This is a genomic window from Paenarthrobacter sp. 10N417, assembly GCF_056394745.1.
Window position 1 is genome coordinate 495,629 of the sequence record NZ_JBFTIL010000001.1, and the last position, 22,748, is coordinate 518,376.

The 22,748-nt window shown below is 60.6% G+C and carries 25 protein-coding genes and 7 tRNA genes; 27 read left to right on the plus strand and 5 right to left on the minus strand.

Translation table 11 applies throughout. The features are described from left to right. Positions 1 to 151 precede the first annotated feature (151 nt). The 3 genes from AC1DCM_RS02095 (at position 152) to AC1DCM_RS02105 (ending at position 1,445) form a co-directional block, all read left to right on the plus strand. Positions 152 to 697 carry a hypothetical protein gene (locus AC1DCM_RS02095; RefSeq protein WP_442017497.1) on the plus strand — a complete coding sequence of 182 codons (546 nt, stop codon included), beginning with the start codon at positions 152 to 154 and terminating at the stop codon, positions 695 to 697. Then, complete coding sequence (locus AC1DCM_RS02100; RefSeq protein WP_442017498.1) at positions 694 to 1,113, plus strand: HEAT repeat domain-containing protein; 420 nt, start codon at positions 694 to 696, stop codon at positions 1,111 to 1,113. The genes AC1DCM_RS02095 and AC1DCM_RS02100 overlap by 4 nt, the downstream gene beginning before the upstream one ends. 101 nt (positions 1,114 to 1,214) lie before the next feature. Next, a complete protein-coding gene (locus AC1DCM_RS02105; protein WP_442017499.1) occupies positions 1,215 to 1,445 on the plus strand; it encodes a hypothetical protein in 231 nt (76 codons plus the stop codon). Positions 1,446 to 1,677: 232 nt separating this feature from the next. Here AC1DCM_RS02105 and AC1DCM_RS02110 read toward each other — a convergent pair whose 3' ends face one another. Then, positions 1,678 to 2,514 carry a protein NO VEIN domain-containing protein gene (locus AC1DCM_RS02110; protein ID WP_442017500.1) on the minus strand — a complete coding sequence of 279 codons (837 nt, stop codon included), beginning with the start codon at positions 2,512 to 2,514 and terminating at the stop codon, positions 1,678 to 1,680. A gap of 429 nt (positions 2,515 to 2,943) precedes the next feature. Here AC1DCM_RS02110 and AC1DCM_RS02115 point away from each other — a divergent pair, with 429 nt between their 5' ends. From AC1DCM_RS02115 to AC1DCM_RS02135, 5 genes are all read left to right on the plus strand, one after another. After that, positions 2,944 to 3,477: an RNA polymerase sigma factor gene (locus AC1DCM_RS02115; protein ID WP_442017622.1), complete on the plus strand. Its 534-nt coding sequence runs from the start codon at positions 2,944 to 2,946 to the stop codon at positions 3,475 to 3,477. After that, positions 3,452 to 4,414, plus strand: coding sequence for a hypothetical protein (locus tag AC1DCM_RS02120; protein WP_477517117.1), 963 nt, complete (start codon positions 3,452 to 3,454; stop codon positions 4,412 to 4,414). The genes AC1DCM_RS02115 and AC1DCM_RS02120 overlap by 26 nt, the downstream gene beginning before the upstream one ends. 11 nt (positions 4,415 to 4,425) lie before the next feature. After that, positions 4,426 to 4,860: a sigma factor-like helix-turn-helix DNA-binding protein gene (locus AC1DCM_RS02125; RefSeq protein ID WP_442017502.1), complete on the plus strand. Its 435-nt coding sequence runs from the start codon at positions 4,426 to 4,428 to the stop codon at positions 4,858 to 4,860. Further along, positions 4,847 to 5,788 carry a hypothetical protein gene (locus tag AC1DCM_RS02130; RefSeq protein ID WP_442017503.1) on the plus strand — a complete coding sequence of 314 codons (942 nt, stop codon included), beginning with the start codon at positions 4,847 to 4,849 and terminating at the stop codon, positions 5,786 to 5,788. Before AC1DCM_RS02125 ends, AC1DCM_RS02130 begins: the two co-directional genes overlap by 14 nt. 95 nt (positions 5,789 to 5,883) lie before the next feature. After that, positions 5,884 to 6,279: a response regulator transcription factor gene (locus tag AC1DCM_RS02135; protein ID WP_442017504.1), complete on the plus strand. Its 396-nt coding sequence runs from the start codon at positions 5,884 to 5,886 to the stop codon at positions 6,277 to 6,279. Positions 6,280 to 6,477: 198 nt separating this feature from the next. Here AC1DCM_RS02135 and AC1DCM_RS02140 read toward each other — a convergent pair whose 3' ends face one another. Together AC1DCM_RS02140 and AC1DCM_RS02145 are read right to left on the minus strand one after the other, a co-directional pair. Next, complete coding sequence (locus AC1DCM_RS02140; RefSeq protein WP_442017505.1) at positions 6,478 to 6,957, minus strand: hypothetical protein; 480 nt, start codon at positions 6,955 to 6,957, stop codon at positions 6,478 to 6,480. Between the two features lie 158 nt (positions 6,958 to 7,115). Then, a tRNA-Val gene (locus AC1DCM_RS02145) sits at positions 7,116 to 7,190 on the minus strand. A gap of 272 nt (positions 7,191 to 7,462) precedes the next feature. Between AC1DCM_RS02145 and AC1DCM_RS02150 the strand changes: the two genes are divergently transcribed. The 9 genes from AC1DCM_RS02150 to AC1DCM_RS02190 all read left to right on the plus strand — a co-directional run bounded on the left by AC1DCM_RS02150 (position 7,463) and on the right by AC1DCM_RS02190 (position 11,450). Next, positions 7,463 to 7,535, plus strand: a tRNA-Gly gene (locus AC1DCM_RS02150). Between the two features lie 45 nt (positions 7,536 to 7,580). After that, a tRNA-Cys gene (locus AC1DCM_RS02155) sits at positions 7,581 to 7,651 on the plus strand. 38 nt (positions 7,652 to 7,689) lie between these two features. Beyond that, positions 7,690 to 7,764: transfer RNA gene (locus AC1DCM_RS02160), tRNA-Val, on the plus strand. 57 nt (positions 7,765 to 7,821) lie between these two features. Further along, positions 7,822 to 7,894: transfer RNA gene (locus tag AC1DCM_RS02165), tRNA-Gly, on the plus strand. Positions 7,895 to 7,936: 42 nt separating this feature from the next. Next, positions 7,937 to 8,011: transfer RNA gene (locus tag AC1DCM_RS02170), tRNA-Val, on the plus strand. A gap of 57 nt (positions 8,012 to 8,068) precedes the next feature. Then, positions 8,069 to 8,144, plus strand: a tRNA-Gly gene (locus AC1DCM_RS02175). A 197-nt stretch (positions 8,145 to 8,341) separates the two neighbouring features. Beyond that, positions 8,342 to 9,796, plus strand: coding sequence for an amino acid permease (locus AC1DCM_RS02180; protein ID WP_442006531.1), 1,455 nt, complete (start codon positions 8,342 to 8,344; stop codon positions 9,794 to 9,796). Positions 9,797 to 9,879: 83 nt separating this feature from the next. After that, entirely contained in the window at positions 9,880 to 10,113 is a 234-nt protein-coding gene (locus AC1DCM_RS02185; protein WP_442006530.1) for an antitoxin, read from the plus strand. Between the two features lie 116 nt (positions 10,114 to 10,229). Continuing rightward, the gene (locus AC1DCM_RS02190; protein WP_477517118.1) at positions 10,230 to 11,450 is read left to right on the plus strand and encodes a benzoate/H(+) symporter BenE family transporter; all 1,221 of its coding nucleotides are present in this window, start codon (positions 10,230 to 10,232) and stop codon (positions 11,448 to 11,450) included. 13 nt (positions 11,451 to 11,463) lie between these two features. Here AC1DCM_RS02190 and zapE read toward each other — a convergent pair whose 3' ends face one another. Beyond that, on the minus strand, positions 11,464 to 12,504 hold the full coding sequence (gene zapE / locus AC1DCM_RS02195; protein WP_477517119.1) for a cell division protein ZapE: 1,041 nt from the start codon (positions 12,502 to 12,504) through the stop codon (positions 11,464 to 11,466). Between the two features lie 211 nt (positions 12,505 to 12,715). Here zapE and AC1DCM_RS02200 point away from each other — a divergent pair, with 211 nt between their 5' ends. The 3 genes from AC1DCM_RS02200 to ybaK are packed head-to-tail and all read left to right on the plus strand — an operon-like array spanning position 12,716 to position 14,697. Beyond that, the gene (locus tag AC1DCM_RS02200) at positions 12,716 to 13,642 is read left to right on the plus strand and encodes a sulfurtransferase (protein WP_477517120.1); all 927 of its coding nucleotides are present in this window, start codon (positions 12,716 to 12,718) and stop codon (positions 13,640 to 13,642) included. 54 nt (positions 13,643 to 13,696) lie between these two features. Further along, positions 13,697 to 14,164 carry a SufE family protein gene (locus tag AC1DCM_RS02205; protein WP_477517121.1) on the plus strand — a complete coding sequence of 156 codons (468 nt, stop codon included), beginning with the start codon at positions 13,697 to 13,699 and terminating at the stop codon, positions 14,162 to 14,164. 38 nt (positions 14,165 to 14,202) lie between these two features. Then, positions 14,203 to 14,697, plus strand: a complete 495-nt coding sequence (gene ybaK, locus AC1DCM_RS02210) for a Cys-tRNA(Pro) deacylase (RefSeq protein ID WP_477517122.1) — start codon at positions 14,203 to 14,205, stop codon at positions 14,695 to 14,697. Between the two features lie 18 nt (positions 14,698 to 14,715). On the opposite strand, the gene AC1DCM_RS02215 is transcribed toward ybaK, so the two are convergent. Then, entirely contained in the window at positions 14,716 to 16,020 is a 1,305-nt protein-coding gene (locus AC1DCM_RS02215) for an alpha/beta hydrolase family protein (protein WP_477517123.1), read from the minus strand. Between the two features lie 137 nt (positions 16,021 to 16,157). On the opposite strand from AC1DCM_RS02215, the gene AC1DCM_RS02220 reads away from it, so the two are divergent. The 7 genes from AC1DCM_RS02220 (at position 16,158) to AC1DCM_RS02250 (ending at position 22,688) form a co-directional block, all read left to right on the plus strand. After that, complete coding sequence (locus AC1DCM_RS02220) at positions 16,158 to 16,649, plus strand: hypothetical protein (RefSeq protein ID WP_477517124.1); 492 nt, start codon at positions 16,158 to 16,160, stop codon at positions 16,647 to 16,649. Positions 16,650 to 16,663: 14 nt separating this feature from the next. Next, positions 16,664 to 17,140 (plus strand): peptide-methionine (R)-S-oxide reductase MsrB, encoded by a 477-nt coding sequence (gene msrB / locus AC1DCM_RS02225; protein ID WP_442006522.1) that lies wholly within the window; start codon positions 16,664 to 16,666, stop codon positions 17,138 to 17,140. Positions 17,141 to 17,325: 185 nt separating this feature from the next. Then, positions 17,326 to 18,693, plus strand: coding sequence for a DUF6421 family protein (locus tag AC1DCM_RS02230; protein WP_477517125.1), 1,368 nt, complete (start codon positions 17,326 to 17,328; stop codon positions 18,691 to 18,693). Then, positions 18,693 to 19,421: an SDR family NAD(P)-dependent oxidoreductase gene (locus AC1DCM_RS02235; protein WP_442017512.1), complete on the plus strand. Its 729-nt coding sequence runs from the start codon at positions 18,693 to 18,695 to the stop codon at positions 19,419 to 19,421. Before AC1DCM_RS02230 ends, AC1DCM_RS02235 begins: the two co-directional genes overlap by 1 nt. Positions 19,422 to 19,443: 22 nt before the next feature. Continuing rightward, positions 19,444 to 20,556 carry a threonine aldolase family protein gene (locus tag AC1DCM_RS02240; RefSeq protein WP_477517126.1) on the plus strand — a complete coding sequence of 371 codons (1,113 nt, stop codon included), beginning with the start codon at positions 19,444 to 19,446 and terminating at the stop codon, positions 20,554 to 20,556. Between the two features lie 69 nt (positions 20,557 to 20,625). After that, positions 20,626 to 21,285: a DUF3000 domain-containing protein gene (locus tag AC1DCM_RS02245; protein ID WP_442006519.1), complete on the plus strand. Its 660-nt coding sequence runs from the start codon at positions 20,626 to 20,628 to the stop codon at positions 21,283 to 21,285. Between the two features lie 59 nt (positions 21,286 to 21,344). Next, the gene (locus tag AC1DCM_RS02250) at positions 21,345 to 22,688 is read left to right on the plus strand and encodes an HRDC domain-containing protein (protein WP_477517127.1); all 1,344 of its coding nucleotides are present in this window, start codon (positions 21,345 to 21,347) and stop codon (positions 22,686 to 22,688) included. Positions 22,689 to 22,748: the final 60 nt, after the last annotated feature.

The window sequence follows — 22,748 nt, forward strand, 5'->3', positions numbered from 1 at the left end:
GCACATAAGCCCATTCTGCCAACAGACTCACCGGAATAGATCCACCACGCCAGCGCTACAGAGTTACTCATCGCGACACGACCGAACCCTCACTCGGTTGTCTCGAGATTGCGGCCGAATGAGTCTCAATGGTTCATGACAGGATTGCTTTGTGATTACCGAGACGATGAATGAGGCGATGCGGCCCCTTCGCGGCATGGCACAGCTTCTTCTGGAGACCAGCCACCTGGAACCCGGAATCCAAGCTGAACTCGACAAGGGCCTGACAATCCGAGACGGGTGCCTGTTCTTTGTCTCCCAACTACACAACATCCGCCAGAACAGCGAGGGTGACTTCGGCGGCCCCACCGGCTTTGAGGGCTACATCAACAAGCTCCCTCTGGACTGGCTTATCGACGGTGCCAATGATTCGCCAGCTTGGCCGGAGTTCGCTGGGACCAGCGACTGGGCGGCTGGTTGTTTGACCCAGGGCATCCTGCTGGGCCACCTGGTCATCGCCGCAGCTGCTGAGCTCACGGACAATCCCATCGATGTCTGGATCCACGTCGACTACGGCCACGACGAGGAGAATCCCTCTGCGTCTTTCCGCTTCGTGACATACCGGGAAGAAGACCTCTGGGCTAGCAACCTGGACGGCTTCGAACAGCCGGTCCTGCGGATGGCTTCCAGGAACAAGATCAAGAGCGTCGGAACATGATTCAATCAGCCGAAGAGTTCGTGAGACTGCGCTCGAGCGAAGACGCCGCGGAGTATCACCGGGCAGCTCATGAAGAGGCTGACGTTTCGGTATGGCTGGACGTCATCGACAAGTACCCTGACATGCGCTTCTGGGTCGCCCACAACAAAACGGTGCCACTGGAAATCCTTGAACTACTCGCGTCAGATCCCGACGTGCGCGTCCGCTCCTTCGTGGCGACAAAAAGAAAGATCAACATTGATCTCCTGCAAAAACTCGCCCTGGACGAAGACGACACCGTCCGGGCCGCAGTCACCCGCCACCGCCGAGCAACCACCGAGCTTATCGAATCACTGCTTGATGACGAGTCCTGGTTCGTCAGGGATGCCGCCAACGAGGCACTGGCCAAGAGGACAATCAGCCGCGGGCTCGCCTGAAATTGACTCGAGACTCAGGCCATGGGGAACGATCCGTCCTTGCCTTCCCTTTGCAAAGGGGCGCGGATGACTGCCCGCCACAAGAGAACGGTTGGGCTGCGATGCCGCTACTAAAGTCCACTAACGAGTCCGGCCAGACATGGGAGGATCCTTCCGAGGATGCCTTGTTCATGTTCATGGAGGACATCGAGCAGGGTGAAGAGGCATTCCTGATCGTGGAGCTACTGGCTGATCCCAGCGGTCAGACCTTCATACAGTCAACCCGCAACGATGACGGAACCTACGTCGTCGAATTCCGTGAAGGAGCCCGAGCCAGCACTTCGGCACGGTAGTGGACGACATGCGCGCCGCCCATGCCCTTATCGCTTCGTGGTCCTTTGGTTTGGACGGCTGGCGCGAGAGTGTGGAATGGACCAAGATTCTGTTCGACGAATAATGGCCAACGTGGAAGGGCAGCTCCGCGGGCATGGCCAATTTTCCATGCGATCCCCATTTTGGGGGTTCCGGTAGTTGATTCACCAAGGCCACAGACTCAGCTCCGGCGCTATCAGTCGCCGCCCATGCTCAGGTAGCAGTTTCGGGCAAGGTCCAGTCAAAGTCGCGGGGACTTAATTGCTCATCGGTCGGACTGAAATCCAAGGTGATGAACTCTCCTGAATCGGGATCTATCTCGCCGCCTACAAACCGAATGCCGGACCAGACGCCCATCACGCAGGAACCCGGATGACGGCGGGCATGATTGACCTCGTTGCGGGTAACGATGACTGACTCACCACGGCTCTGGGTACCTTTTGCCTCAAGATAGATCCGCTCATTGCCTTTGACGGCCAGTGCATCGTACGGATGGTTCAGTCGAGTGTCCGTCACCGTCCATCCTTGTTCGACGTAGAGCCCCATCAACCGGTCCTGGGCAGCGTTCTCGATGACCCGGCGGATCTCGGCGTCCATTTGCTTTCCCTGACCCCGTGCACCGGGCAGGTCGATTCCACCATTGAGCAAGTCAGAAGCAGCTGGGCCTGCAACGGCAGGGTCTGCAGTGTAGAGGATCGAGTTCCGGCTGCCTGCTGGATAGTCCACCTGTGTTCCGATGAGCGCATCGTAGATGGCAGAACCGCCTTCCAGGACACGGCCAAGGAGGGCCTTCTTCGGCACCCTTGAAGTGCTAGGAAGAATCTCGTGATTCGGGTCCAGGAGTTCCGCTACCAGCACGACGCGGCCCTGATAGTTCAGCGCTGCCCAACGATGCTCCGAAATCCTGTCCGCATTCAGGGACCAGTCGCCGCGGTTGTTCTCCCACAAAAGCTCCGGCGTCACGGAGGGATCGTAGCCGTACCACGTCCGTCCCAACGGGTCGTCGCTCTCGGCAGTCTTTCGATCGCTGAGTCTAATGTTAATGACCATGAATTGAGTATCGCCGATCGACGCAGAATCATCGTGGACATCGAATCCCAGCAGCGCAGGATGCAAAGGCTCTCGCTGGAGAAAGCTAAATTTTACAATTGGAACCGTGGTGGATCCTCACCTGTGATCATCTCCGGAGCCGCAACCGTGGCCTGGCGGAACGCTACCCTGATCGGAGCCTGATGGTCATTGCCAGGTGCCCAGGACAACACGACGCGGCCTGCTAGGACTTGAACACCGGCAAGGTCTCCATGTAACACTCCATCTGGGACGATAGCGACGAAGTCGCTGTTCATAATGTCCTCGCCGCCTTGTCCACGAAGCTTTCATGGGCCAAAATTCCCAGTCCCGGCTGTAAGAATCCTGCCGATGGCGGAAACATAAGGGGTATCTGGAAACAAAAGGCCTCAAACGGACGGGGGCGGCGTGATGTTGTTGCAGCGGGAAGCCGAGTTCATCTCTCTTCATGCTGCCCAGCACGAGCGCGTTCTGCACTATGTCCTCCGCCGGGTTGGCGACGTGGAAGTAGCCCGGGAACTCACGGCGGACGTTTTCCGGATTGCATGGCAGCGATCCGAGGATGAGCCCACGACCGACATTGCCTGGCTGTTCGGCGTCGCGAGAAACGTCATAGGCAACGAGTATCGCGGCAGACGGCGAAGGCGAGAGTTGATGCTCAAACTCGCCGACGGTGTCCGCGCCGCCGCCCCATCGGATGGCGAAGTGGAGGCCACGGTTGCCGAAACGCTTGGCAAACTCCGCCCAAGAGACAGGGAGATCCTGATGTTGCATTTCTGGGACAGGCTCTCCACGGCGGAGATCTCGGCTACGCTCGGCTGCACCGAAAACAGCGTAAGCGTGCGCGTTCACAGGGCAAAGCGGGCATTCGCGGCCGCGATGCCCCCAGAACTCCGAACCGGTCATATGGACAAAGCGGGTGATCACTCACATGGACAAGATTGACCAACTCCTGGAATCAGCCAATCCCGTGCGCCCCCCGAACGCGCCGCGGCTTGACCCCCGGGCAGAGCTGCGTGCCGCACTCGATGGTGCGCCCGGCCTACAAGCCAGCGGTTCGGACTTTGTTGGACAAAACAGAAAAGCCCTTCCCCGGAGCAGATACTCTCGCAGGTCCTTCGCTCTTGCCGTGGCCATGGCCGCGTTGACCGTCCTGGTAATAGCCACCATCGCCCTGGTCCAACTGCTGGCCCCGCTGCAGCCCACACCACCGGCAGTCAGCCCATCACCAAGTGTCAGCAGCACCACCGAGATTGGATCGGAGGGGTGGCGGGTGGTGCGCCTATCCACTACACAGGCTGGCTCTGATAAGGGTCCTCAGATTCAATTGGATATTGCGCCCGGATTTACGACAAGCAGCGACGTCCCGAACGAAGGCTACGACTCCCTTTCCATCAAGATCGTCAGGGACACTCCGACGCAGGATGTCCTTGCCCAGATCTACTACGGAAAGGCGCTGCCGCAGCGCGACCCCCACGCCTGTGTCGCCTCTCCGGAGAACTATGTGGAACTGGATAGCACCCCGGTGGATGTACCCGCCAACGCTGCTACGCCCGGAACGGCGTCGCCACGGTTCGTTTACCGGGTTGTGGACGGATCGACATTGAAGCCATCCCTCGGAATCACCTCGCTGCCACCAGGGAATGCAGTCGATTCCTGCACTGAATACCACCACGTGGAATCCTTCCCGGCCGGCACCATGCTGATCGTTTCCGACCACTTCCAATTCAATGGCCTGGCCGCCGGCTGGTTGTCGAGCTCGACAACATCACTAACCCCCAGGTTTGCCTCAATTGACGATGCCCGGGCATACATGGGGACCGATGAATACCTGACGTTCAAGCGGATGCTGACTTCGGTGCGCATCATCGAGCCGAAGTAGGAGCGATGACGATGCCCAGTGCAACGGACTATCAGCGGCTGGCCATCTTCCTCGCCCGCCGGATAGGCGATATGGATTATGCCCAAGTGCTTACGACAGACACTTTCCGCTGGGCCGTGAGCCAGGCACAAGCCGGAATAGAAATCCCCTTCGGAGCCCTGCTTGCCGCATCCGCCCGGTCCGCAGCAATTGCAATTCGAGACAATGACAAAGCAGTCGCCGAACAGGTGTCCATGGCCGGGATCATCGCGGCACTACACCCTGTGGAGCGCGAAGTACTGAGGCTCATTTACTGGGACCAACTCAGCATGGGTGAACTTGCAGACTATCTGGGCTGTTCCATCTCTCATGCGGGAGCGCTTCTGGACAGGGCTTATGGACACGCGGAAGACCGGGCCAAGAATCTCGGATTCTCTATGGAGGACAGCGCCCATGAAACCCCTTGAGCTGCAAATATCCAACGCAGCTCCATCCATCGACGTTGCAGTCCTTCCCGTCAACACGATTCCGCCAGGCACCGTCGATGACGTCGAAACACTCGGGATCGGTTTAGCACCGTCCTGGCGTCGGCCTAGATCCAGTCGGAGAAGGATTAACCAGACCATCCTTATCTTCGCCCTGTCAGCCCTCATTGCCTTAGCGATCCCTGCCGTCCTATCGTCGGCGACAAAGCAGACGGGCAACGACGGCGATGCTGGCCGACCAATAGCCAGCGGCAATTCCGGAGCCGCAACCCACGAAGCCTCACCAGCAAAATGGCGCACCGCCGTCTTGGTCAATCCGTGGGCCGACACCGACACCGCGGCCGAGGCCAGCATCGACCTACCCGCTACATGGAGTGTTCAGCGCCACGAGCCCTCGGCCGAGTACCCGGGACTGCACGTAACCGTATTGGACCAAGACTCGCTGCCTGTCGCCAATCTGTACTTCGGTCCGTTGGCCGATGCCGTTTCGTGCCCGCTCCTGCCGCCGCCCATTGTCCAGCTCCAACATTCGGAAATTTCAACGGGCGCCGAACTCCTGGATCCGACCCTGGCAGCTGCATTCTCCTTTGGATTGACGGCGGAGGCAGAACCCAGGGGTTCCTTCGGGCTCGTGGCTCAAACGACCGCCGACCAAGTCTGCGACAGTCCGTTTGGAGCAACGGTGGGACCTCGGTCCGTCCTCCGCTTCGGCGACCAGCTGGGACTGGGTAATGCCGCTCACCAGTCCAGCTACGCCCGCACTTTTGTGTCGGCGGATGAAGCGCAGCAGTACGTCCGATCCCAGGAATTCGTCACGATCAAACGCCTCATCAGCTCACTAAGGTTCGCATTTCCTGAGGACCGGTCGCGGATGTGGCAACTTCCCCCTCAACGGCGCCCCGTGGGCTGAAGTCAAAGATGGCCGCCCGCGGCACAAAAGAGATCCTGCACATCTCTGCTACGACGACCAATCCCGCCCGTAAGCTTGTCGCGAAAGGGGCCCACGTGAATTCAAAGAGAACCTGCGTCGTCATCGAAGACAATGCTGACATCCGCGACCTCATCGCACTGATCCTCACGGGTGCCGGCTTCGACGTCCATCCCTGCGAAACAGCACATGAAGGCATGACCGCAGTCGAACGGCTGAACCCGGTACTGATCACCCTTGATCTGGGACTGCCCGACATGGACGGTCGCGAAGCCGCCCGCCTGATTTCCGCGGTTTCCCAGGCCCCGATATTGATGATCACAGCTTTCGCTGAACGGGACGATGAACTCCATGGCATTGCCTCCGGCGCCACGGCATACCTGATCAAGCCCTTCCGGCCCCGCCAACTGCGTGAGCTCGCGCTGAAACTCAGCCCCCAGGAACTCACATCCCCGGATCCCTACAGCACCTGAAGGGACGTCTGAGCCAGACCTGCCAGTCGCCCTCCGCTACCCTTCCCGGTTGGCAGACTGCAACTATTTACGACGTCGCGCAGTACTTCGCGGAGGTAGCCGTGACGCAACTGTTCGCTGCATAGGCTGATGCGTGGAATCCGTGCTCCTGGACAAGTTCGACCTCATCCGGGGTGACAATGGCGGCTTCGACTGCATCTACGAAGAGGACTTGTCCAGCTGCGGCTTCACGAGCAAGAGCCTGATCGTCTGAACGCAGATACCCACATTCAGGAACAACATAAAAAGACTCGGAATCCTGCCGCTGGTCGTCGCGAAGTCAAAGACATTGATCACGGTGAACGTCAGCGCGAGGCACGACAACACAAGCGCAGCAATGAGCGGCAGTTTGGACGTGCTACGCCTGGCAGCGATATTCCAAATACCAACTGCAGCCAACGCCATGAAGTAAAAGATGTTGAGGGTTACGAAGACTGCGTGTTCAGACCTATCGCTCTCGGTGAGGGTTGCCAGCCCAGCCCCATACAACGAATACAGCCAAATCATTGCCGCCGCACTGATCACGGCGACAGCAATGAGGCCGATGCCAATGGAAGTACGGGCTTTGCGGTTCTTCTTCGGGTCCTCGTCTGCTGTCGCTGCGGGTAGGTCGCCCGGGCGCGGAATCTGAAGGCTCATACGGGAACTCCTCGGCGTGCAGGAAGCACCCTTTGCACCCCCATCGGAAACAATGTAACAGTGAGCGCGGTCAGATACGGAGCTTCTTCGCGATAGCGATCGATGCGACGCCCTGGGGGTACAACGCAAGAAACCCCCGGAAATCCGGGGGCTTCTTTTGGTGGGCGATACTGGGTTCGAACCAGTGACCTCTTCGGTGTGAACGAAGCGCGCTACCACTGCGCCAATCGCCCGGGTAGAACGTGCATCAACTCGCTGATGCATACAGAAGACTAGCCCACCCTGGCTGGATTGCAAAACGCGCTCAGCCCACCTTTCCAACACCGAATCACAACCGCGGAATTACAACCATGAAACTCCCCGCCAGCCGCGTAAATTCAACGATCCAAGCCCATTAAGAAGCCAAAGCAACCAACCGATTTGGAGTTTCAAGCAACCTCCTATAGAGTTTTTACTCGTCGGAAAGCGACGGAATGCCTACTGGGCAGGCCGGCGTAACGGCACTGCGGACGTAGCTCAGCTGGTAGAGCACCACCTTGCCAAGGTGGATGTCGCGAGTTCGAATCTCGTCGTCCGCTCGCAAGGCACTGTCAAGGCAAGAATTCCTCGGAATCTGCTTACACGGTGGGTTGGCCGAGAGGCGAGGCAGCGGCCTGCAAAGCCGTATACACGGGTTCGAATCCCGTACCCACCTCGGTGAAAACCATGTCTTCCAGCCACGGCTGGATGCATGGGCGATTGGCGCAGCGGTAGCGCGCTTCCCTGACACGGAAGAGGTCACTGGTTCGATCCCAGTATCGCCCACCAGAACAAGGCAACTTGTTTGTTGTTGAAGGCCAGGCATCTGCCAGGCAGACAACATGTGCGGACGTAGCTCAGCTGGTAGAGCACCACCTTGCCAAGGTGGATGTCGCGAGTTCGAATCTCGTCGTCCGCTCTCTTTCATGAGGAACGGATTCCTTCATGAGGACCCGGAAACGGGCGATTGGCGCAGCGGTAGCGCGCTTCCCTGACACGGAAGAGGTCACTGGTTCGATCCCAGTATCGCCCACCAGAACAAGGCAACTTGTTTGTTGTTGAAGGCCAGGCATCTGCCAGGCAGATAACATGTGCGGACGTAGCTCAGCTGGTAGAGCACCACCTTGCCAAGGTGGATGTCGCGAGTTCGAATCTCGTCGTCCGCTCCAACGAAAAAAGGCAGCTCCTCGGAGCTGCTTTTTTTATGCCCGCACTGAGCCTTTATGCCCACACGCGGAGCCACATGCCATTCATTATTTGAAGTAACTGATACACCTAAGAAAAAGTCGCTTTATCTAATGTGATTCGTCTCGCAGAATGTAATGCGAGCTCATCACCGTTCCACGCCAACTGGCAGGAGTACCCCATGAATCAACAGACGGCTTCCCAATCCGTCATGAGGCGCAAGCCCATCGACGACATCGAGGAAGAAAGCAAGCACAGTGGACTCTTCAAGAGTCTTGGCCTCTGGCAACTGACGGCCATCGGCGTCGGCGGCATTATCGGCGTCGGCATCTTCTCGCTGGCCGGCCTTGTAGCCCACGGCGACGCAAACAACCCGGGCGTTGGCCCTGCAGTGCTCGTCTCGTTCCTTATTGCCGGACTCGCTTCCGGCGCCGCAGCTCTGTCCTATGCCGAATTTGCCGGCATGATCCCCAGGGCCGGCTCCGCCTACACCTATGGCTACGTGGCTTTGGGCGAGATCATCGGCTGGTTTATTGGCTGGGATCTCCTGCTTGAATACATTGCCATTGTTGCCGTTGTGGCAATCGGCATCTCCGGCTACTTCGATGCCTTCTTGTCCGGCATCGGAATCCACATGCCCACGTGGATGACATCCACAGCGGATGAAGGCAAGGGCGGCATCATCAACCTTCCGGCGATCCTGGTCTGCCTCTTGGTGACCTGGATCCTGAGCAGGGGAACCAAGGCTTTCGGCCGCTTCGAGTTGGTGGCTGTCGCCATCAAAGTGGTGCTGATCCTGTTCATCATCGGGTTGGGCACTTTCTACATCAACACCGAGAACTTCAATCCGTTCATGCCTAGCGGCTTCGGCCCGGTCTTCTCCGGTGCAGCTACGGTGTTCTTCGCTGTCTTTGGTTACGACGCCATGAGTACAGCCGCGGAAGAAGCCAAGGACGGCAAGAAGCACATGCCCAAGGCGATCGTCCTGTCCCTGATCATCGCCATGCTGCTGTATGTCGCGGCTACGCTCGTCCTCACCGGCATGCAGAACTACAAGGACATCGATCCCAAGGCTGGCTTCGCATCGGCGTTCACCGGGGTGGGTCTGCCTGTCATCGCCACCATCATTTCGGTTTTCGCTGTCCTGTCCATCCTGACGGTCATGCTGACCTTCCTCCTGGGCGTCACCCGCGTATGGTTCTCCATGAGCCGCGACGGCCTGCTGCCGGGCTGGTTCGCCCGTACGGACCGTCACGGCACACCGCAGCGCGTGACGTGGATCGCGGGCATCGCCTCAGCGTTCCTGGCTGGCGTTTTCCCGATCAAGGAAGTGGCAGACCTCACCAACATCGGCATCCTGGCAGCATTCGTTGTGGTTTGCATTTCCGTCATCGTCTTCCGCTACAAGCGGCCCGAGGCCCCCCGCACGTTCCGTTTGCCATGGATGCCGGTAGTTCCTGCGTTCGGCGTGCTGGCCTCCGCGTTCCTGATGTCCCAGTTGCACTGGGAAACCTGGCTGCGTTTTGTCGTCTGGCTCATTGTTGGCTTGGTCATCTATTTCTCCTACGGCCGTAAGCACTCGCTCATGAATCCGGACAGCCCGCGCCACCTTGAGCTGAGTAAGCCCTTGGCATAGCGCGCCTGGAATCCTTGGCACACCCTGAATGTGGTGTTAGGGTCGGACGCGGAGGAGCGAACTGGCTCCGCGAAGGAAGGGAGGTGCCCGTGGGTTTAATTGACGACCTGAAGGGTAAGGCTCAGGGTCTCATTCAGGGCAACGAAGAAGCCATCCAGAATGGCATCGAAAAGGCCGGAGACTTCGTCGACGAAAAGACAGGCGGCAAGTTCGCAGGTCAGGTTGACGCGGTTCAGAATGCCGCTTCCGACTTCGTGGCTACAACAGACGGTGACGCCGCACAGGCTCCCGTCGCGGATGAGCCTAAGCAGCTGTAGCTGCCTGAGCCCGCCGTACCAGATACGTCAAGGGGGCACCGGTCCCGCCGAGAGGCGCCACCGGTGCCCTTGGCGTTTAACGAGTAACCAGCTTCCTGTCCGGTATTTTGGTCCTTATGCCATCAGCCTCTTCCGCAGTCCAGCGCCCTTCCCGCCAGGACACGTTGGGGCCACCCATCACGGCAGGCATCGTCACCGCCCTGGTCGGTTTCACGTCCTCCTTCGCTGTGGTCCTTGCCGGACTCCGGGCTGTGGGAGCCAACCAGACGCAAGCCTCCAGCGGCCTCCTGGCCCTCACGCTGACGTTCGGCCTGGGCATCTTATGGCTGGCGTGGAGGTCGAAAATGCCTGTCACGTTGGCCTGGTCCACCCCAGGTGCGGCGCTCCTCGCCTCGGCAGGAATGGTCGACGGCGGCTGGCCGGCGGCGGTGGGTGCGTTCCTCGTCGTCGGGGTGCTGATCGTCCTGACAGGGTTACTGCCCAGCCTGGGAAACCTCATGGCGAAGATACCCACAGCGCTTGCGCAGGCGATGCTGGCGGGCGTGCTGCTCCCCCTATGCCTGGCACCCTTCAAATCCCTGGGTGAGGCGCCCTTGCTGGTTGGCCCGGTGGCCCTTTGCTGGTTGGTCATGATGAAGTTCGCGGCCCGCTGGGCCGTCCCCGCCTCACTGTTGGTCGCCCTGGCCGTTATCGGCATCCATATCGTGACGAACGGCGTTCAGATTCCCGGGGACGACCTGTTGCCGCGGCTCGAATGGACTACTCCAACATTTACTGTGGAAGCAGCCGTAGGGCTTGCCTTGCCTCTGTTCATTGTCACGATGGCATCGCAGAACATTCCCGGCGTCGCCGTGCTTAAATCCTTTGGCTTCACAACACCTTGGCGGGCATCGATGGTGGTAACCGGAGCCGGAACCATCGCGGGCGCTCCGTTCGGAGGCCACGCCATCAACCTTGCTGCTTTGAGTGCCGCCTTGGCCGCGGGCGAGGAAGCGGGGAAAGATCACGGCAGGCGCTGGATCGCCGCGTTCGTTGCGGGGCTGGCCTACCTGATATTGGCAGCGTTCTCCGCAGCCCTTGTCACAGTGGTGGCTGCTGCACCGGCGGGTTTGCTTGAAGCAGTGGCAGGGCTGGCCTTGCTGGGCACCTTGGCCTCAGCCATTTCTTCCGCATTGGCAGTCGCCGAAGAACGCGTACCGGCGTGCATCACTTTCCTGCTTGCCGCCTCAGGGATCAGCTTCGCCGGAGTAGGTGCCGCCTTCTGGGCATTGGCGGGAGGCATCCTGGTCCGCTGGTTACTGAAAGACCGGGAACCGCTTATGCCTTCACACAAGTAAAGCCGGAACCGAATCAGGCAGGTTCGTGGTTCTGCCCCTCACGGGCAAGAGCCGTAAGCCTGGACACCGCACGGAAGTACTTCTTCATGTACCCGCCCGTCATCATCTCTTCGGTGAAGAGTTTGTCGAAAGGGACGCCGCTGGCAAGAATCGGCACATCTTTGTCATAGAGACGGTCGGCGAGGACCACGAAGCGCAGCGCTACTGCCTGCTCGGTAATCGTCTCGACGTCGCGCCACACCACGGCTTCGATGCCTGAGATCAGCTGGCGGTAGCGGCTGGGGTGAACGCCGGCGAGGTGGTGCACGAGAGTGCCGAAGTCATCCACGGCAACTGTTTGTCCGTCGAACTCGGCATGCATGCGGTGCTTGAGCTCTTCAGTCTTCAACGGTGACGGAGCTGCGGGCAGGCCACGGTGGCGGAAGTCTTCGCCGTCAATCCTGACAACATCAAACTGATCGGCAAGGACCTGGATTTCCCGTTGGAAGTCCACGGCTGCGAAGCGTCCTTCGCCCAAGGAACCCGGCAAGGTGTTGGAGGTTGCGGCCAGCTTTACGCCGGCGTCGGCCAGTTCACGCATCAGGCGGGACATCAGGACAGTATCGCCGGGATCGTCGAGTTCGAACTCGTCAATGCAAACCAGCTTGTAGTTGCTGAGGGCTTCCACGGTTTTGCGGAACGAGAGCGCGCCTACGAGGTTGGTGTATTCAACGAAAGTACCGAAAGCCTTGGGACCTGGAGACCGGTGCCAAAGGGAGGCCAGAAGGTGGGTCTTTCCGACGCCGAAGCCACCGTCAAGGTAAATGCCAGCACGGGTGGCGGGGGCCTTCTTGGCGAACAACTTCTTGAACAGGCCACCGCCGTCATCGGCCCCAACACCGTCAGCGAATGCGGACAGCAGCTTCACCGCATTGGCCTGGCTGGGCTGGGCAGGGTCCGGGCGGTAGCTATCGAACGATACCTCTCCGAATCGCGGAGACGGGTAGAAACCCTTAAGGAGTTCCTCCACGGAGACTGCCGGTGTGCGGGCAGCCAGTTGTTCGATCTGTACCACGGTGGTCCGTTCTTAGAGTATTTGGGTCCCCAGCAAGAATACCGGCATCGGGCGGCCCGAAAACGGTGACGTGACCAAGGCCATGTTTCACCATGTGACCAGCGGGGAAGCATTCGTCGCGGCCCATGGTTAGTGTTGGAGCACGCCGGGCCGGCAACTGATGCAGCTTCCAGGGCCTGGCTCCGCCCGTTGTCAGTGAAAGGCCATCATCATGTCCTACCCCGTTGAAGAAAACGAAAAGTTCGCGTCCTACGCAAACCCTGAACGACTCGTGTCCACGCAGTGGCTTGCCGAAGCACTTGCCGACGGCGCCATCGCCGACGGCAAGCTGGTGGTTGTGGAATCCGATGAGGACGTCCTCCTTTACGAAACCGGCCACATTCCGGGTGCCGTAAAGATCGACTGGCACACGGACCTGAACGATGAAGTAACTCGCGACTACGTCGACGGTGCCGCGTTCGCTGCTTTGGCAGCGTCCAAGGGCATCTCCCGCGACACCACCGTGGTGATCTACGGTGACAAGTCCAACTGGTGGGCTGCCTACGCCCTCTGGGTCTTCACACTGTTCGGACACGAAGATGTCCGCCTGTTGGACGGTGGCCGCGACAAGTGGATCGCTGAAGGCCGCGAATTGACCACGGACGTACCGACGCCGGCCCCGGGCACCTACCCGGAAGTTGAGCGCAACGACGCTCCCATCCGGGCCTTCAAGGAGGACGTCCTGGCTCACCTGGGCAACCCCCTGATCGATGTCCGTTCCCCCGAGGAGTACACGGGCCAGCGCACCCACATGCCCGCGTACCCCGAAGAAGGCGCACTGCGTGGCGGCCACATCCCCACGGCCGCTTCGATTCCGTGGGCCCGCGCTGCTGCTGAGGACGGCACCTACCGTTCCCGTGAGGAACTGGAAGCCCTCTACCTCGGCGAAGCCGGCCTGACGGCGGGCGACGACGTCGTGGCCTACTGCCGCATCGGCGAGCGGTCCAGCCACACTTGGTTCGCGCTTAAGTACCTGCTGGGCTTTGAGACCGTCCGCAACTACGACGGTTCCTGGACCGAATGGGGCAACGCGGTCCGCGTACCCATCGTCAAGGGCGCCGAGCGCGGTTCCGTACCGGCAGCCTTGGTCCGTAACTAGCGATACAACGTAACCAGCAATGCAATCAGCACTGTTGTGCGTAAGCTGGAAGTGATGAGTACCAACACTTTGCCCGCCGCACTGGCGGAAATCGTCGATGACTTCCAGGCACTGACGGAGCCTGACCGCCTGCAACTGCTGCTCGAGTTCTCCCGTGGGCTGCCCGAACTTCCGGAACGCCTCAAGGACCACCCGGAGCTGCTGGAGCAGGTTGTGGAGTGCCAGTCGCCTCTGTTCCTCACGATCGAATCCGAGAAGAACAAGGATGACGGCGAAGGCCCCCGCGCCTACCGGTTGTTTTTCAAAGCTCCTCCGGAGGCTCCCACCACGCGTGGATTCGCCGGGGTACTGCACGAAGGACTCGATGGGTTGACTGCCCAGGAAATTCTGGACGTTCCGGATGACATGCCGGAGTTGCTGGGATTGACCAGGGCTATCACTCCCCTGCGTATGCGCGGCATGACCGCCATGCTGGGCCGTATCAAGCGGAAAGTGGCGGCCGCAAGCCGCTTGGAACGCTGAGCCTTTCGATTAGAGAAGGCTGAGGGGCACCAGAAGGAATGGCCAAGAAGATGGCATCACAGGGAACGCCGGCCACTGCAGCACTCGCTGCGGCCGGCGTTCCCTTCGTGCTGCACCCGTACTCCCATGATCCGTCGGCCTCAAGCTACGGGCTGGAAGCTGCCGAAGTCCTGGGCATCGATCCCAAGCGGGTTTTCAAGACATTGATGGTGGAAGTCGAAGGCAAACTCGCCGTGGGCATCGTCCCCGTTTCAGGAAACCTGGACCTCAAGTCCGTGGCGGCAGCCCTGGGTTCGAAGAAGGCAGCCATGGCCGACCCCAAGGCGGCCGAGCGCAGGACAGGCTATGTCTTGGGCGGAATCTCTCCCTTAGGCCAGCGCCACCCCTCCCCCACTGTCCTGGACGAGTCGGCTTTGTCCTTTGACACCATCCTGGTGTCCGGTGGGCGACGCGGTCTCGACATCGAGCTTGCCCCAGGGGACCTGGTCCGGCTGACCAAAGCAGTGACGGCGCCCATCGGCGCCAAGGGCTAACATCACCCAGGGCTAACGTCACCCAGCCTGCGCGTTACCCTCCGACTGCCCGGCACGTTCTGACAGACCAGCAGCCTCCGACTGCCCGGGATTGTTCCGGGGAGCCAACTGACGCTGCAGCCATGAGCGAACCAGCCGTTCCCATTTCTCCGGGTCAACGTTCCACTCCTTCGTGTGCCGCGCTCCGTGGAATGGTTCGAACGTCACCATGTCCGGGTTCTTTTCCGCAAGGCTCGCAGAAGGCTCAAACGGGACGTAGTCGTCGTCAACACTGTGGATCAGCAGGGTTGGGGTTCGTAGCTCAACGGCCCGTGCTTCCCAGTCCATCGCTTTGAAATCCACGGGAGCGGATAATCCGGTGAGCCTGCGGCCCAGTGGATGTCCGAGCATCAACTGTCCATAACGGCCCACGTTGTAGGGGATCCTGTTCATCTCTGCGTGGTGGGCCATCACGTTGACCCAATTGATCACTGGCGCGTCCAGCACCAAGGCCCGGATCAGGTGCCTGTGCTTGGAGAGATCTGCTGTCTGGAGGCTGATCGCTCCACCCATGGACCAGCCGAACAGGACAACTTCCCGGGCACCGTTTGCCATCGCATATTCGATCGCAGCTTCCACGTCCCGCCACTCCGTGGAGCCCAGGCCGTACCGCCCATCGATCGCCGAGGGCGCAAGTCCATCATTGCGGTACGAAATCAGCAGGCTATCCAGTCCCAACTCCCGGGCGGTCCGAACAGCCCTGAGACCTTCAAGCCTGGTGGCCCCGCGGCCATGAACCATGATCGCCCAGATGGGTGCGTGGGTAGCGGCATCGGCCCGGACAAGCCATGCTGGTGCCTTTCCGACGTCGAGGTCGATCTCTACATCCTCGGCGGCCAGGCCGATGGCCGCGGGATCCGGGTACGTTGCTCCGCTCCACCATCCCCGGCGGGCTTCAGCCAGATTGCCGCTGTAAACCTCTTCGACCTCGCGCAGCACCGTTTGTTCAGCTGGTGAGTAGGACACGATCCTGCCAATCCTGGCAAGGCCTTTACCGCCCTCGAAGAAGAGGCTGAACACGCCGTCGATGGTGGTGTCAGGGGTGGCCGCAAGGATGACCTGCAGTCCCTTGTCGCTGCGGATGACGGCGAGAACCTCCTGGTCCTCATGACGGGCAGCGGGCGTAATGACGCGGCGGGCAAAATACACTGCGAGCGCGGAGGATCCTGCACCGACGAGTCCTGCGAGTGTCCCTCCGGTGAGGATTCCCGCGATGGCCCATTTGGTGCTCAGGGACATTTTCTTCTCTGCAGCGCTGCTTGCTGACCGGGTATTCAATGCCATGGCTCCATTGTCGCCGTTCAGTGGCCGTGGTCCATGCACGTGGAGGGCGCGCGGCGGATTGGTTGCCGGGAATGGCCTGGCGGGAATTGAGTGCCGGAAATCTGCGTCGTCTTGTTCGGCGGGACTACGCTGTAGCCATGAGCGATCCCATCGTCATCCTGACAGAAGAGCCCCTTGGTCCCGACGACCGCGTCAACATCGCCAAATTGGTCGACGGCGGCGACGCACCCTTGGTTGTCCTGGTCCCGGCCAATACCGAGCGACATCTCCTGGTTGATTTCCTGGAGAACCTTTCCATGCTTGATATTGCCAAAGCTTTCCGCGAACTTGGCGGCCAGTCCCCCACCCCGGATGCTGAGCGGGCGGAGGCGTCGGAAACCCTGGCCACTTCGTTGGCTGCGCTCGAAGGTTTGGGCGGCGGTGTCACGGGAGAGATTGTCGACGGCGGTGCCGTGGCCGGCTTGGTATCGAAGGTCCGGGCCTTGGATGCCGCGCAAGCTGTGGTGGTAACGCGTCCGCACGCAATCGCGGATACTTTCCACACGGATTGGGCCAATAAGGCGCAGGACCAGTTGGGGCTTCCCGTTCTTCACTTGTATGCGGGTTCGGGATTTATCGGCGACTCGTGAGCGTTGCATAAGACATGAACACTCCTGAGAACACCAGCAAGACCACGGGCGTGCCCATGGAGAAGTCCGACGCCCAGTGGCGTGATGAGCTAACCCCTGATGAGTACCGAGTGCTGCGTCAGGCCGGTACTGAGCGGCCTTACACCGGCGAGTACTGGGACACTCATACAGAGGGCGTTTATCAGTGCCGCGCTTGTGGCAGTCAGTTGTTCACCAGCCACGAAAAGTTTGATTCCCATTGCGGTTGGCCGTCTTTCTGGGCGCCGTTGGCGGAGGGCACGGTGCGTTACCTGCATGACCGCACTATGGGGATGGACCGGGTGGAAGTCCGGTGCGCGAACTGCGATTCGCATTTGGGTCACGTGTTTGAAGGCGAGGGGTACGGCACTCCCACGGATCAGCGGTTCTGCATTAATTCGATCTCGCTGCGGCTTGTGGAATCGAAAGAGCCAGTTGAGTCCATGGAGCCAGCCGAGTCCGACAAGAAGTAGGCCCTTCCGGGGCGGGCTCGCAAGCGGTGCCCGTCCCGGAACGCACAGCTGCTGCATCTCGAGCACTTTGAAACAACCCTTTGCAACAGTCTTGCTTATACTCAGCCCATTTTTGGATTAGCTAAGCTTTTCGGTTGCTACGCTCACATCAGAAACATGAACGACTTCTGAAAGGACGAGCATCAATGACCATCACTGCCACCGCCGCCCTCCCGCGTGTCACTTCCGACAACATGGAGTGGACTGCCCTCAAGGCCGCTGCCACCGCACTCCAGGGATACCAGGAGCAGGACGGTTCCATTGCGGATACGGCCCTCCACGCAGAAGCCGCACAACTGGTAGCAACGATTTCGGATGCCATCATCGCGTTGGCCCCTCACTTCCCGCACGACGCCCGATACCTTGAACTGTTGGTGGAAGACTTCAGCCGCTGGGTCCAGGGCGGGTTTGGAGTTCCGGATTTCCTGGACTCCCTCCAGGCCTTCCAGCCGCAGGAGCAGCGTGTCGATGGCCTCCAGCATCTGGTGGTCTTCCCGATGTACACCCAGAACGGCAGCACCAATCGGCTGGTCGAAGCTGTCTTGATCGAGGTCATTTGGCCGGAGTTCATTGGCGGACTGGAAGCCGGCGAGTACTCCAACAAGCTCTTCGTTCCCATTCGTTTTGTTGATTTCACGCCGGGCTACGACACCAATTCGGCAGTCCTCTTCCCGGAGACAGTGGCTGTCCGCGAGACACCGACGTTCACGTGGGGCGCCATCTTTGCAGACCGCGAAGCGGCCCGCTTCCGCCGCGTACTCAAAGCTGCGGCTGCCACCACATCACTTGTGCTCCCTGCGGACGCCGCGGAGCTCCTTGAAGACCAGGAACTCACCCAGCGCACTTTCGTCATGTGGGACTTGATCCACGACCGCACGCACATGCGAGGCGACCTTCCCTTTGATCCGTTCATGATCAAGCAGCGCATGCCGTTCTTCCTCTACTCCTTGGAAGAGCTCCGATGCGATCTGACCGCCTTCCGTGAGTCAGTACGCATCGAAAAGGACGAGAATGCCGATCCTGATGCCCGCAAGCACGCCAAGCTCGTGCAGTACGCGGTGATTTTTGACCGGATCTTCCGGTTCGCCATCACCGGCAGCCGCGTCCGGAATTACGACGGCCTTGGTGGCCAGCTCCTGTTCGCGTGGATGCACCAACACCACGTGCTGCACTGGACGGACAGCAAGCTCAGCATCGACTGGGATGAAGCAGCAGACGTAGTTGTGGAGCTCGGTGCCAGGATCGAAGAGCTGTACTGGCGTTCCATCGACCGCCCGAAGGCCTCCCACTGGCTTGCGGCCTATGAACTCATTTCCGGTACAGTGACTCCACACCCGGCGTCGATCTGGGCCAAGGGCCCTGAAGCCCTGCCTTTGAACGGTGCCCCCCGCGGCCTTACCGACCAGGTCCTGGACGATGAGTTCCCGCTGTCCATGTTCTACGAAGCATTGGAGAAGAAAATGCGCCCTGTTATCGAATCCACTACCGGCATCACTGGCGCGACGGCGGCCTGATGAGCCCACTGACAGTCCTGGTGACCGGCGGCAGCAGCGCGTCCGGTGTAGCTGCGGCGCGCGCTTTGGCGGCCGCCGGTCACAGGGTTTTCACCATCGGTTCAGACGATGTCCGCATCAAGGCCGCATCCTTGGAGGCCGGTGATGGCGTAACCCCGCTGGTTTGCGATCTCGCCAGCCTTGATTCTGTTCGCGAACTTGCAGAGACGATTCATCAGCTCGGCGTCGAGCGAATAGACGGCGTCGTCCATCTGGTGGGCGGCTGGCGCAGCGCGACCGGCATCGAGGACCAGTCCGACGACGACTGGGAATCCCTTGAAGAGGGCGCGATTACCACCCTGCGCAACGTCTCGCGCGTTTTCTATCGCCAGTTGGAAGAGTCACCCCATGGCCGCTTTGCCATGGTCTCATCCACCGTCGTGTCTGCACCGACCGCCGCAACGGCCAGCTATGCAGCTGCCAAGGCCGCGGCGGAAGCCTGGACCCTCGCGGTAGCCGACGGTTTCCGGCAGGATCAGTCAGGAAACAAGCAAGCCCCGGCGCCTCAACACAGCGCCGCGGTGATTTTCGTGGTCAAATCCCTCGTCGATGCCGCTATGCGGCGCGCTCACCCGGAGCGGCGCTTCCCCGGCTACACGGACGTCGAAGAACTGGCTGCCTCCGTCGTCGAACTCTTTAGCGAACCGGCGGACACCCTCAACGGCCAGCGCATCCTGCTGGCCAAATAGACTTGAAAGCGTGAATGAACCAGTGACGAGCACAACAGAGGCGCTCCACAGCGCCACCGCCACAACCGGCCACGGCCAACTCCACGACCCCTCGGTTCGAGGCTTTGCTTCGGACAATTATTCCGGAGTCCACCCCGAGGTCCTCGCTGCTCTGGCTTCAGCCAACGGAGGCCACCAGGTCTCCTATGGTGAGGACGTTTACACCGCCCGGCTCCAGGAGGTCCTGGAACAGCAGTTCGGCAGCGGTATCGAAACCTTCCCGGTCTTCAACGGCACAGGCGCCAACGTCCTGTCCCTGCAATCGCTCCTCCCCCGCTGGGGTGCCGTCATTTGCGCATCCACGGCGCACATCAACATGGACGAGAATGGTGCGCCCGAGCGGGTTGGCGGTATCAAGCTGCTGCAGATACCCACCGAAGACGGAAAGCTCACGCCTGCGTTGATCGACCGCGAAGCCTGGGGCTGGGGGGATGAGCACCGCGCTCAGCCCCTGGTTGTCTCCATTACCCAGACCACCGAGTTGGGCACGTGCTACACCCCTGAAGAAGTACGGGCCATCGCCGATCACGCCCATGCCAAGGGCATGAAGTTGCACATGGATGGAGCGCGGCTGGCAAACGCGGCAGCACACCTTGGCGTTCCCCTGCGTACGTTCACGCGCGACGCCGGTGTGGACATCCTGTCGTTCGGCGGCACCAAGAATGGACTGCTTTTTGGTGAAGTCGTGGTTGCCCTCAACCCTGAAGCCGCCGACGGCCTGAAATTCCTTCGCAAAATGAACATGCAGCTGGCTTCGAAGATGCGCTTCATCTCGGCGCAATTCATCGCCTTGCTGGAGGACGGACTGTGGCTACGGTCAGCTGCCCGCGCCAACGCGATGGCAGCACGCCTGCGCTCGGCCATCGAGGGTATCGACGGCGTGGAGCCCACCCAGGCCACACAGTCGAACGGCGTCTTCGCGATTCTGCCCGGCGGAGTCGCCGACCGCCTGCGCTCATCCTTCGCCTTTTACGATTGGGACGCTGCCCGTGGTGAAGTCAGATGGATGTGCTCCTTCGATACCACGGAGGAAGATATCGACGCCTTCGTCGCCGCCATTAAGCGGGAGCTGGCCACCGATTTGGCGGCCGGCTAACAAGTGAACAAGGAATTGTCCGGGGCGGCGAGCCTGCAGGGATTCGCTGCCCCGGACGCATAATCTGCGATGGTGAACGCCCTCGCCCAGGTTCCCTCGGAATTTCTTTCCGCCTTGGGATCGCTACGAAAAGCACAATGCCGCAGCGAACTGCGGTTGGACGAAATCCCTGCGCCCGCCCGTCTGGCACCATACGCTGTGGCCCTTGGAGCGGAAGTCTTCAGCCCGACGGCAGCCACCCGCCAAATTCCGGTCCACGGCCCTGCAGCCAAAGCCTTCGCCGAAAAGCAGAACGCCAGCCCTCCGGATGAAGAGGACGACGAGCTGGCTACCGGCCGTTTCATCCTGCTGTACGACCCCGACGGCTCGGCAGTATGGGAAGGCGAATTCCGGATTGTCACCTATATCCGCGCACAGATGGACGCCGAGATGGGAAATGACACCATGCTGGGTTCCGTCGCGTGGACCTGGCTGGTGGAAGCCCTTGAAAACCATGCTGCCCAGTACCGCGCTGCGGGAGGTACTGCAACAAGGATTCTTTCGGAGAGCTTCGGCACCCTGTCCGATCGCCCCGACACGATAGATATCGAATTGCGTGCCTCCTGGACTCCTGCCACGGCAAATGTGCAAGCGCATCTGGAGGCTTGGTCTGACATGGTTTGTACGTTCGCCGGACTGCCACCCTTGCCGCCGGGCGTTACCGGACTACCCAACAGGAGGCTCAATTGATTGCCCTGAATTCGTCCACAAGGGCCTGCCGCAGCAGGAATCGGTAAGCTTAAGCCACCATGACCCCTGAAAACCTGGATAAAACCACAACCGGCGATCCGGTTGCTGATCCCACCACCCACATCAAAGTTGAAGGCTTCGACAGCCACATCCCTGAAGTCATCGATCTCGATACCCCGCGCGAAGGCGTGCCCCTGGTCATCGATACCTTGGCAGGCCTGGAGCGATGTGCCGCGGCTATTGCGGCCGGAACCGGGCCGGCCGGCGTCGACGCCGAACGCGCTTCCGGATTCCGCTACGGCCAGCGCGCCTTCCTCGTACAAATCCGGCGCGAAGGAGCCGGCACCTGGTTGATTGACCCCGAACCGTTTGACAACCTGAACATCGTCAATGATGCGCTGCGCGGTGTCGAATGGATCCTGCACGCTGCCACCCAGGACCTTCCCTGCCTTTCCGAGCTGGGCATGTGGCCGGACAAACTCTTCGATACCGAACTTGCGGCCCGGCTGGCCGGACTCCCTCGCGTCGGGCTCGCTGCCGTCATCGAACAGCTGCTTGGGTTCGGTCTCGCCAAAGAACATTCCGCCGCAGACTGGTCAACACGGCCGCTGCCGGAGCCTTGGCTGCGCTACGCTGCCCTCGACGTCGAAGTCCTGGCTGAACTGCGCGAAGAACTCATCGAACTTCTTCAGGCCGACGGCAAGCTCGGATTCGCAGAGCAGGAATTCGAGGGAATCCTGGCTGCCGGTATCGCACCCCCAAGGGTGGATCCATGGCGGAAGACATCCGGACTCCACCAGATCCGTGACCGCCGCCAGCTGGCCGCCGTTCGGGAACTGTGGGAGGAGCGGGATCAACTGGCCCGCAAGCGTGACGTCGCTCCCGGACGGCTCATCCCCGATTCCGCCCTCGTCGCAGCAGCCAAGGCGCTTCCCACCACCGTTCCCCAGCTCCTGGCCACCAAAGGCTTCCACGGCAGGTCAGCCCAGCGCGAAGCCCCGAGATGGCTGCGCTGTATTACGACAGCCCGCACGCTCACGGATCTGCCTCCCCTGCACTTGGCCACCAACGCCCCGCCGCCGCCACGCGTATGGGTGGACAGGGATCCGGCAGCTGCCGCACGCCTTGCCACAGCCCGCCCCGCGCTCCAGGAAAAGGCCGACGAACTCAAGCTACCTATCGAGAACCTGCTCACCCCGGACTACCTCCGCCGCGTGGCGTGGCGGCCGCCGTCGGACGTTTCACTGGAATCGATAGCCGATGAGCTACGCACCCTGGGTGCGCGGGAATGGCAAATCTCCTTCGCAGCGCCCATCCTGACTGAGGCATGCTTGAACCCAAAGCCACTCCCCGGCAAGGAGTCCAAGTCGAGGGAAGCGCAGCAATCCAAGGACTCCGACTGATTCATTACCTTGCCTCTGGGCCCGTCACCCGAACTTCGGTTCGAGGTGGCGGGCCTTTTG

Coding starts and splice junctions, on each gene's coding strand:
- AC1DCM_RS02100 (WP_442017498.1), top strand. CDS start 694: ATGATTCAATCAGCCGAAGAGTTCGTGAGACTGCGCTCGAGCGAAGAC.
- AC1DCM_RS02105 (WP_442017499.1), top strand. CDS start 1,215: ATGCCGCTACTAAAGTCCACTAACGAGTCCGGCCAGACATGGGAGGAT.
- AC1DCM_RS02110 (WP_442017500.1), bottom strand. CDS start 2,514: ATGGTCATTAACATTAGACTCAGCGATCGAAAGACTGCCGAGAGCGAC.
- AC1DCM_RS02115 (WP_442017622.1), top strand. CDS start 2,944: ATGTTGTTGCAGCGGGAAGCCGAGTTCATCTCTCTTCATGCTGCCCAG.
- AC1DCM_RS02125 (WP_442017502.1), top strand. CDS start 4,426: ATGCCCAGTGCAACGGACTATCAGCGGCTGGCCATCTTCCTCGCCCGC.
- AC1DCM_RS02130 (WP_442017503.1), top strand. CDS start 4,847: ATGAAACCCCTTGAGCTGCAAATATCCAACGCAGCTCCATCCATCGAC.
- AC1DCM_RS02140 (WP_442017505.1), bottom strand. CDS start 6,957: ATGAGCCTTCAGATTCCGCGCCCGGGCGACCTACCCGCAGCGACAGCA.
- AC1DCM_RS02180 (WP_442006531.1), top strand. CDS start 8,342: ATGAATCAACAGACGGCTTCCCAATCCGTCATGAGGCGCAAGCCCATC.
- AC1DCM_RS02190 (WP_477517118.1), top strand. CDS start 10,230: ATGCCATCAGCCTCTTCCGCAGTCCAGCGCCCTTCCCGCCAGGACACG.
- AC1DCM_RS02200 (WP_477517120.1), top strand. CDS start 12,716: ATGTCCTACCCCGTTGAAGAAAACGAAAAGTTCGCGTCCTACGCAAAC.
- AC1DCM_RS02205 (WP_477517121.1), top strand. CDS start 13,697: ATGAGTACCAACACTTTGCCCGCCGCACTGGCGGAAATCGTCGATGAC.
- ybaK (WP_477517122.1), top strand. CDS start 14,203: ATGGCCAAGAAGATGGCATCACAGGGAACGCCGGCCACTGCAGCACTC.
- AC1DCM_RS02215 (WP_477517123.1), bottom strand. CDS start 16,020: ATGGCATTGAATACCCGGTCAGCAAGCAGCGCTGCAGAGAAGAAAATG.
- AC1DCM_RS02220 (WP_477517124.1), top strand. CDS start 16,158: ATGAGCGATCCCATCGTCATCCTGACAGAAGAGCCCCTTGGTCCCGAC.
- msrB (WP_442006522.1), top strand. CDS start 16,664: ATGAACACTCCTGAGAACACCAGCAAGACCACGGGCGTGCCCATGGAG.
- AC1DCM_RS02230 (WP_477517125.1), top strand. CDS start 17,326: ATGACCATCACTGCCACCGCCGCCCTCCCGCGTGTCACTTCCGACAAC.
- AC1DCM_RS02235 (WP_442017512.1), top strand. CDS start 18,693: ATGAGCCCACTGACAGTCCTGGTGACCGGCGGCAGCAGCGCGTCCGGT.
- AC1DCM_RS02245 (WP_442006519.1), top strand. CDS start 20,626: ATGGTGAACGCCCTCGCCCAGGTTCCCTCGGAATTTCTTTCCGCCTTG.
- AC1DCM_RS02250 (WP_477517127.1), top strand. CDS start 21,345: ATGACCCCTGAAAACCTGGATAAAACCACAACCGGCGATCCGGTTGCT.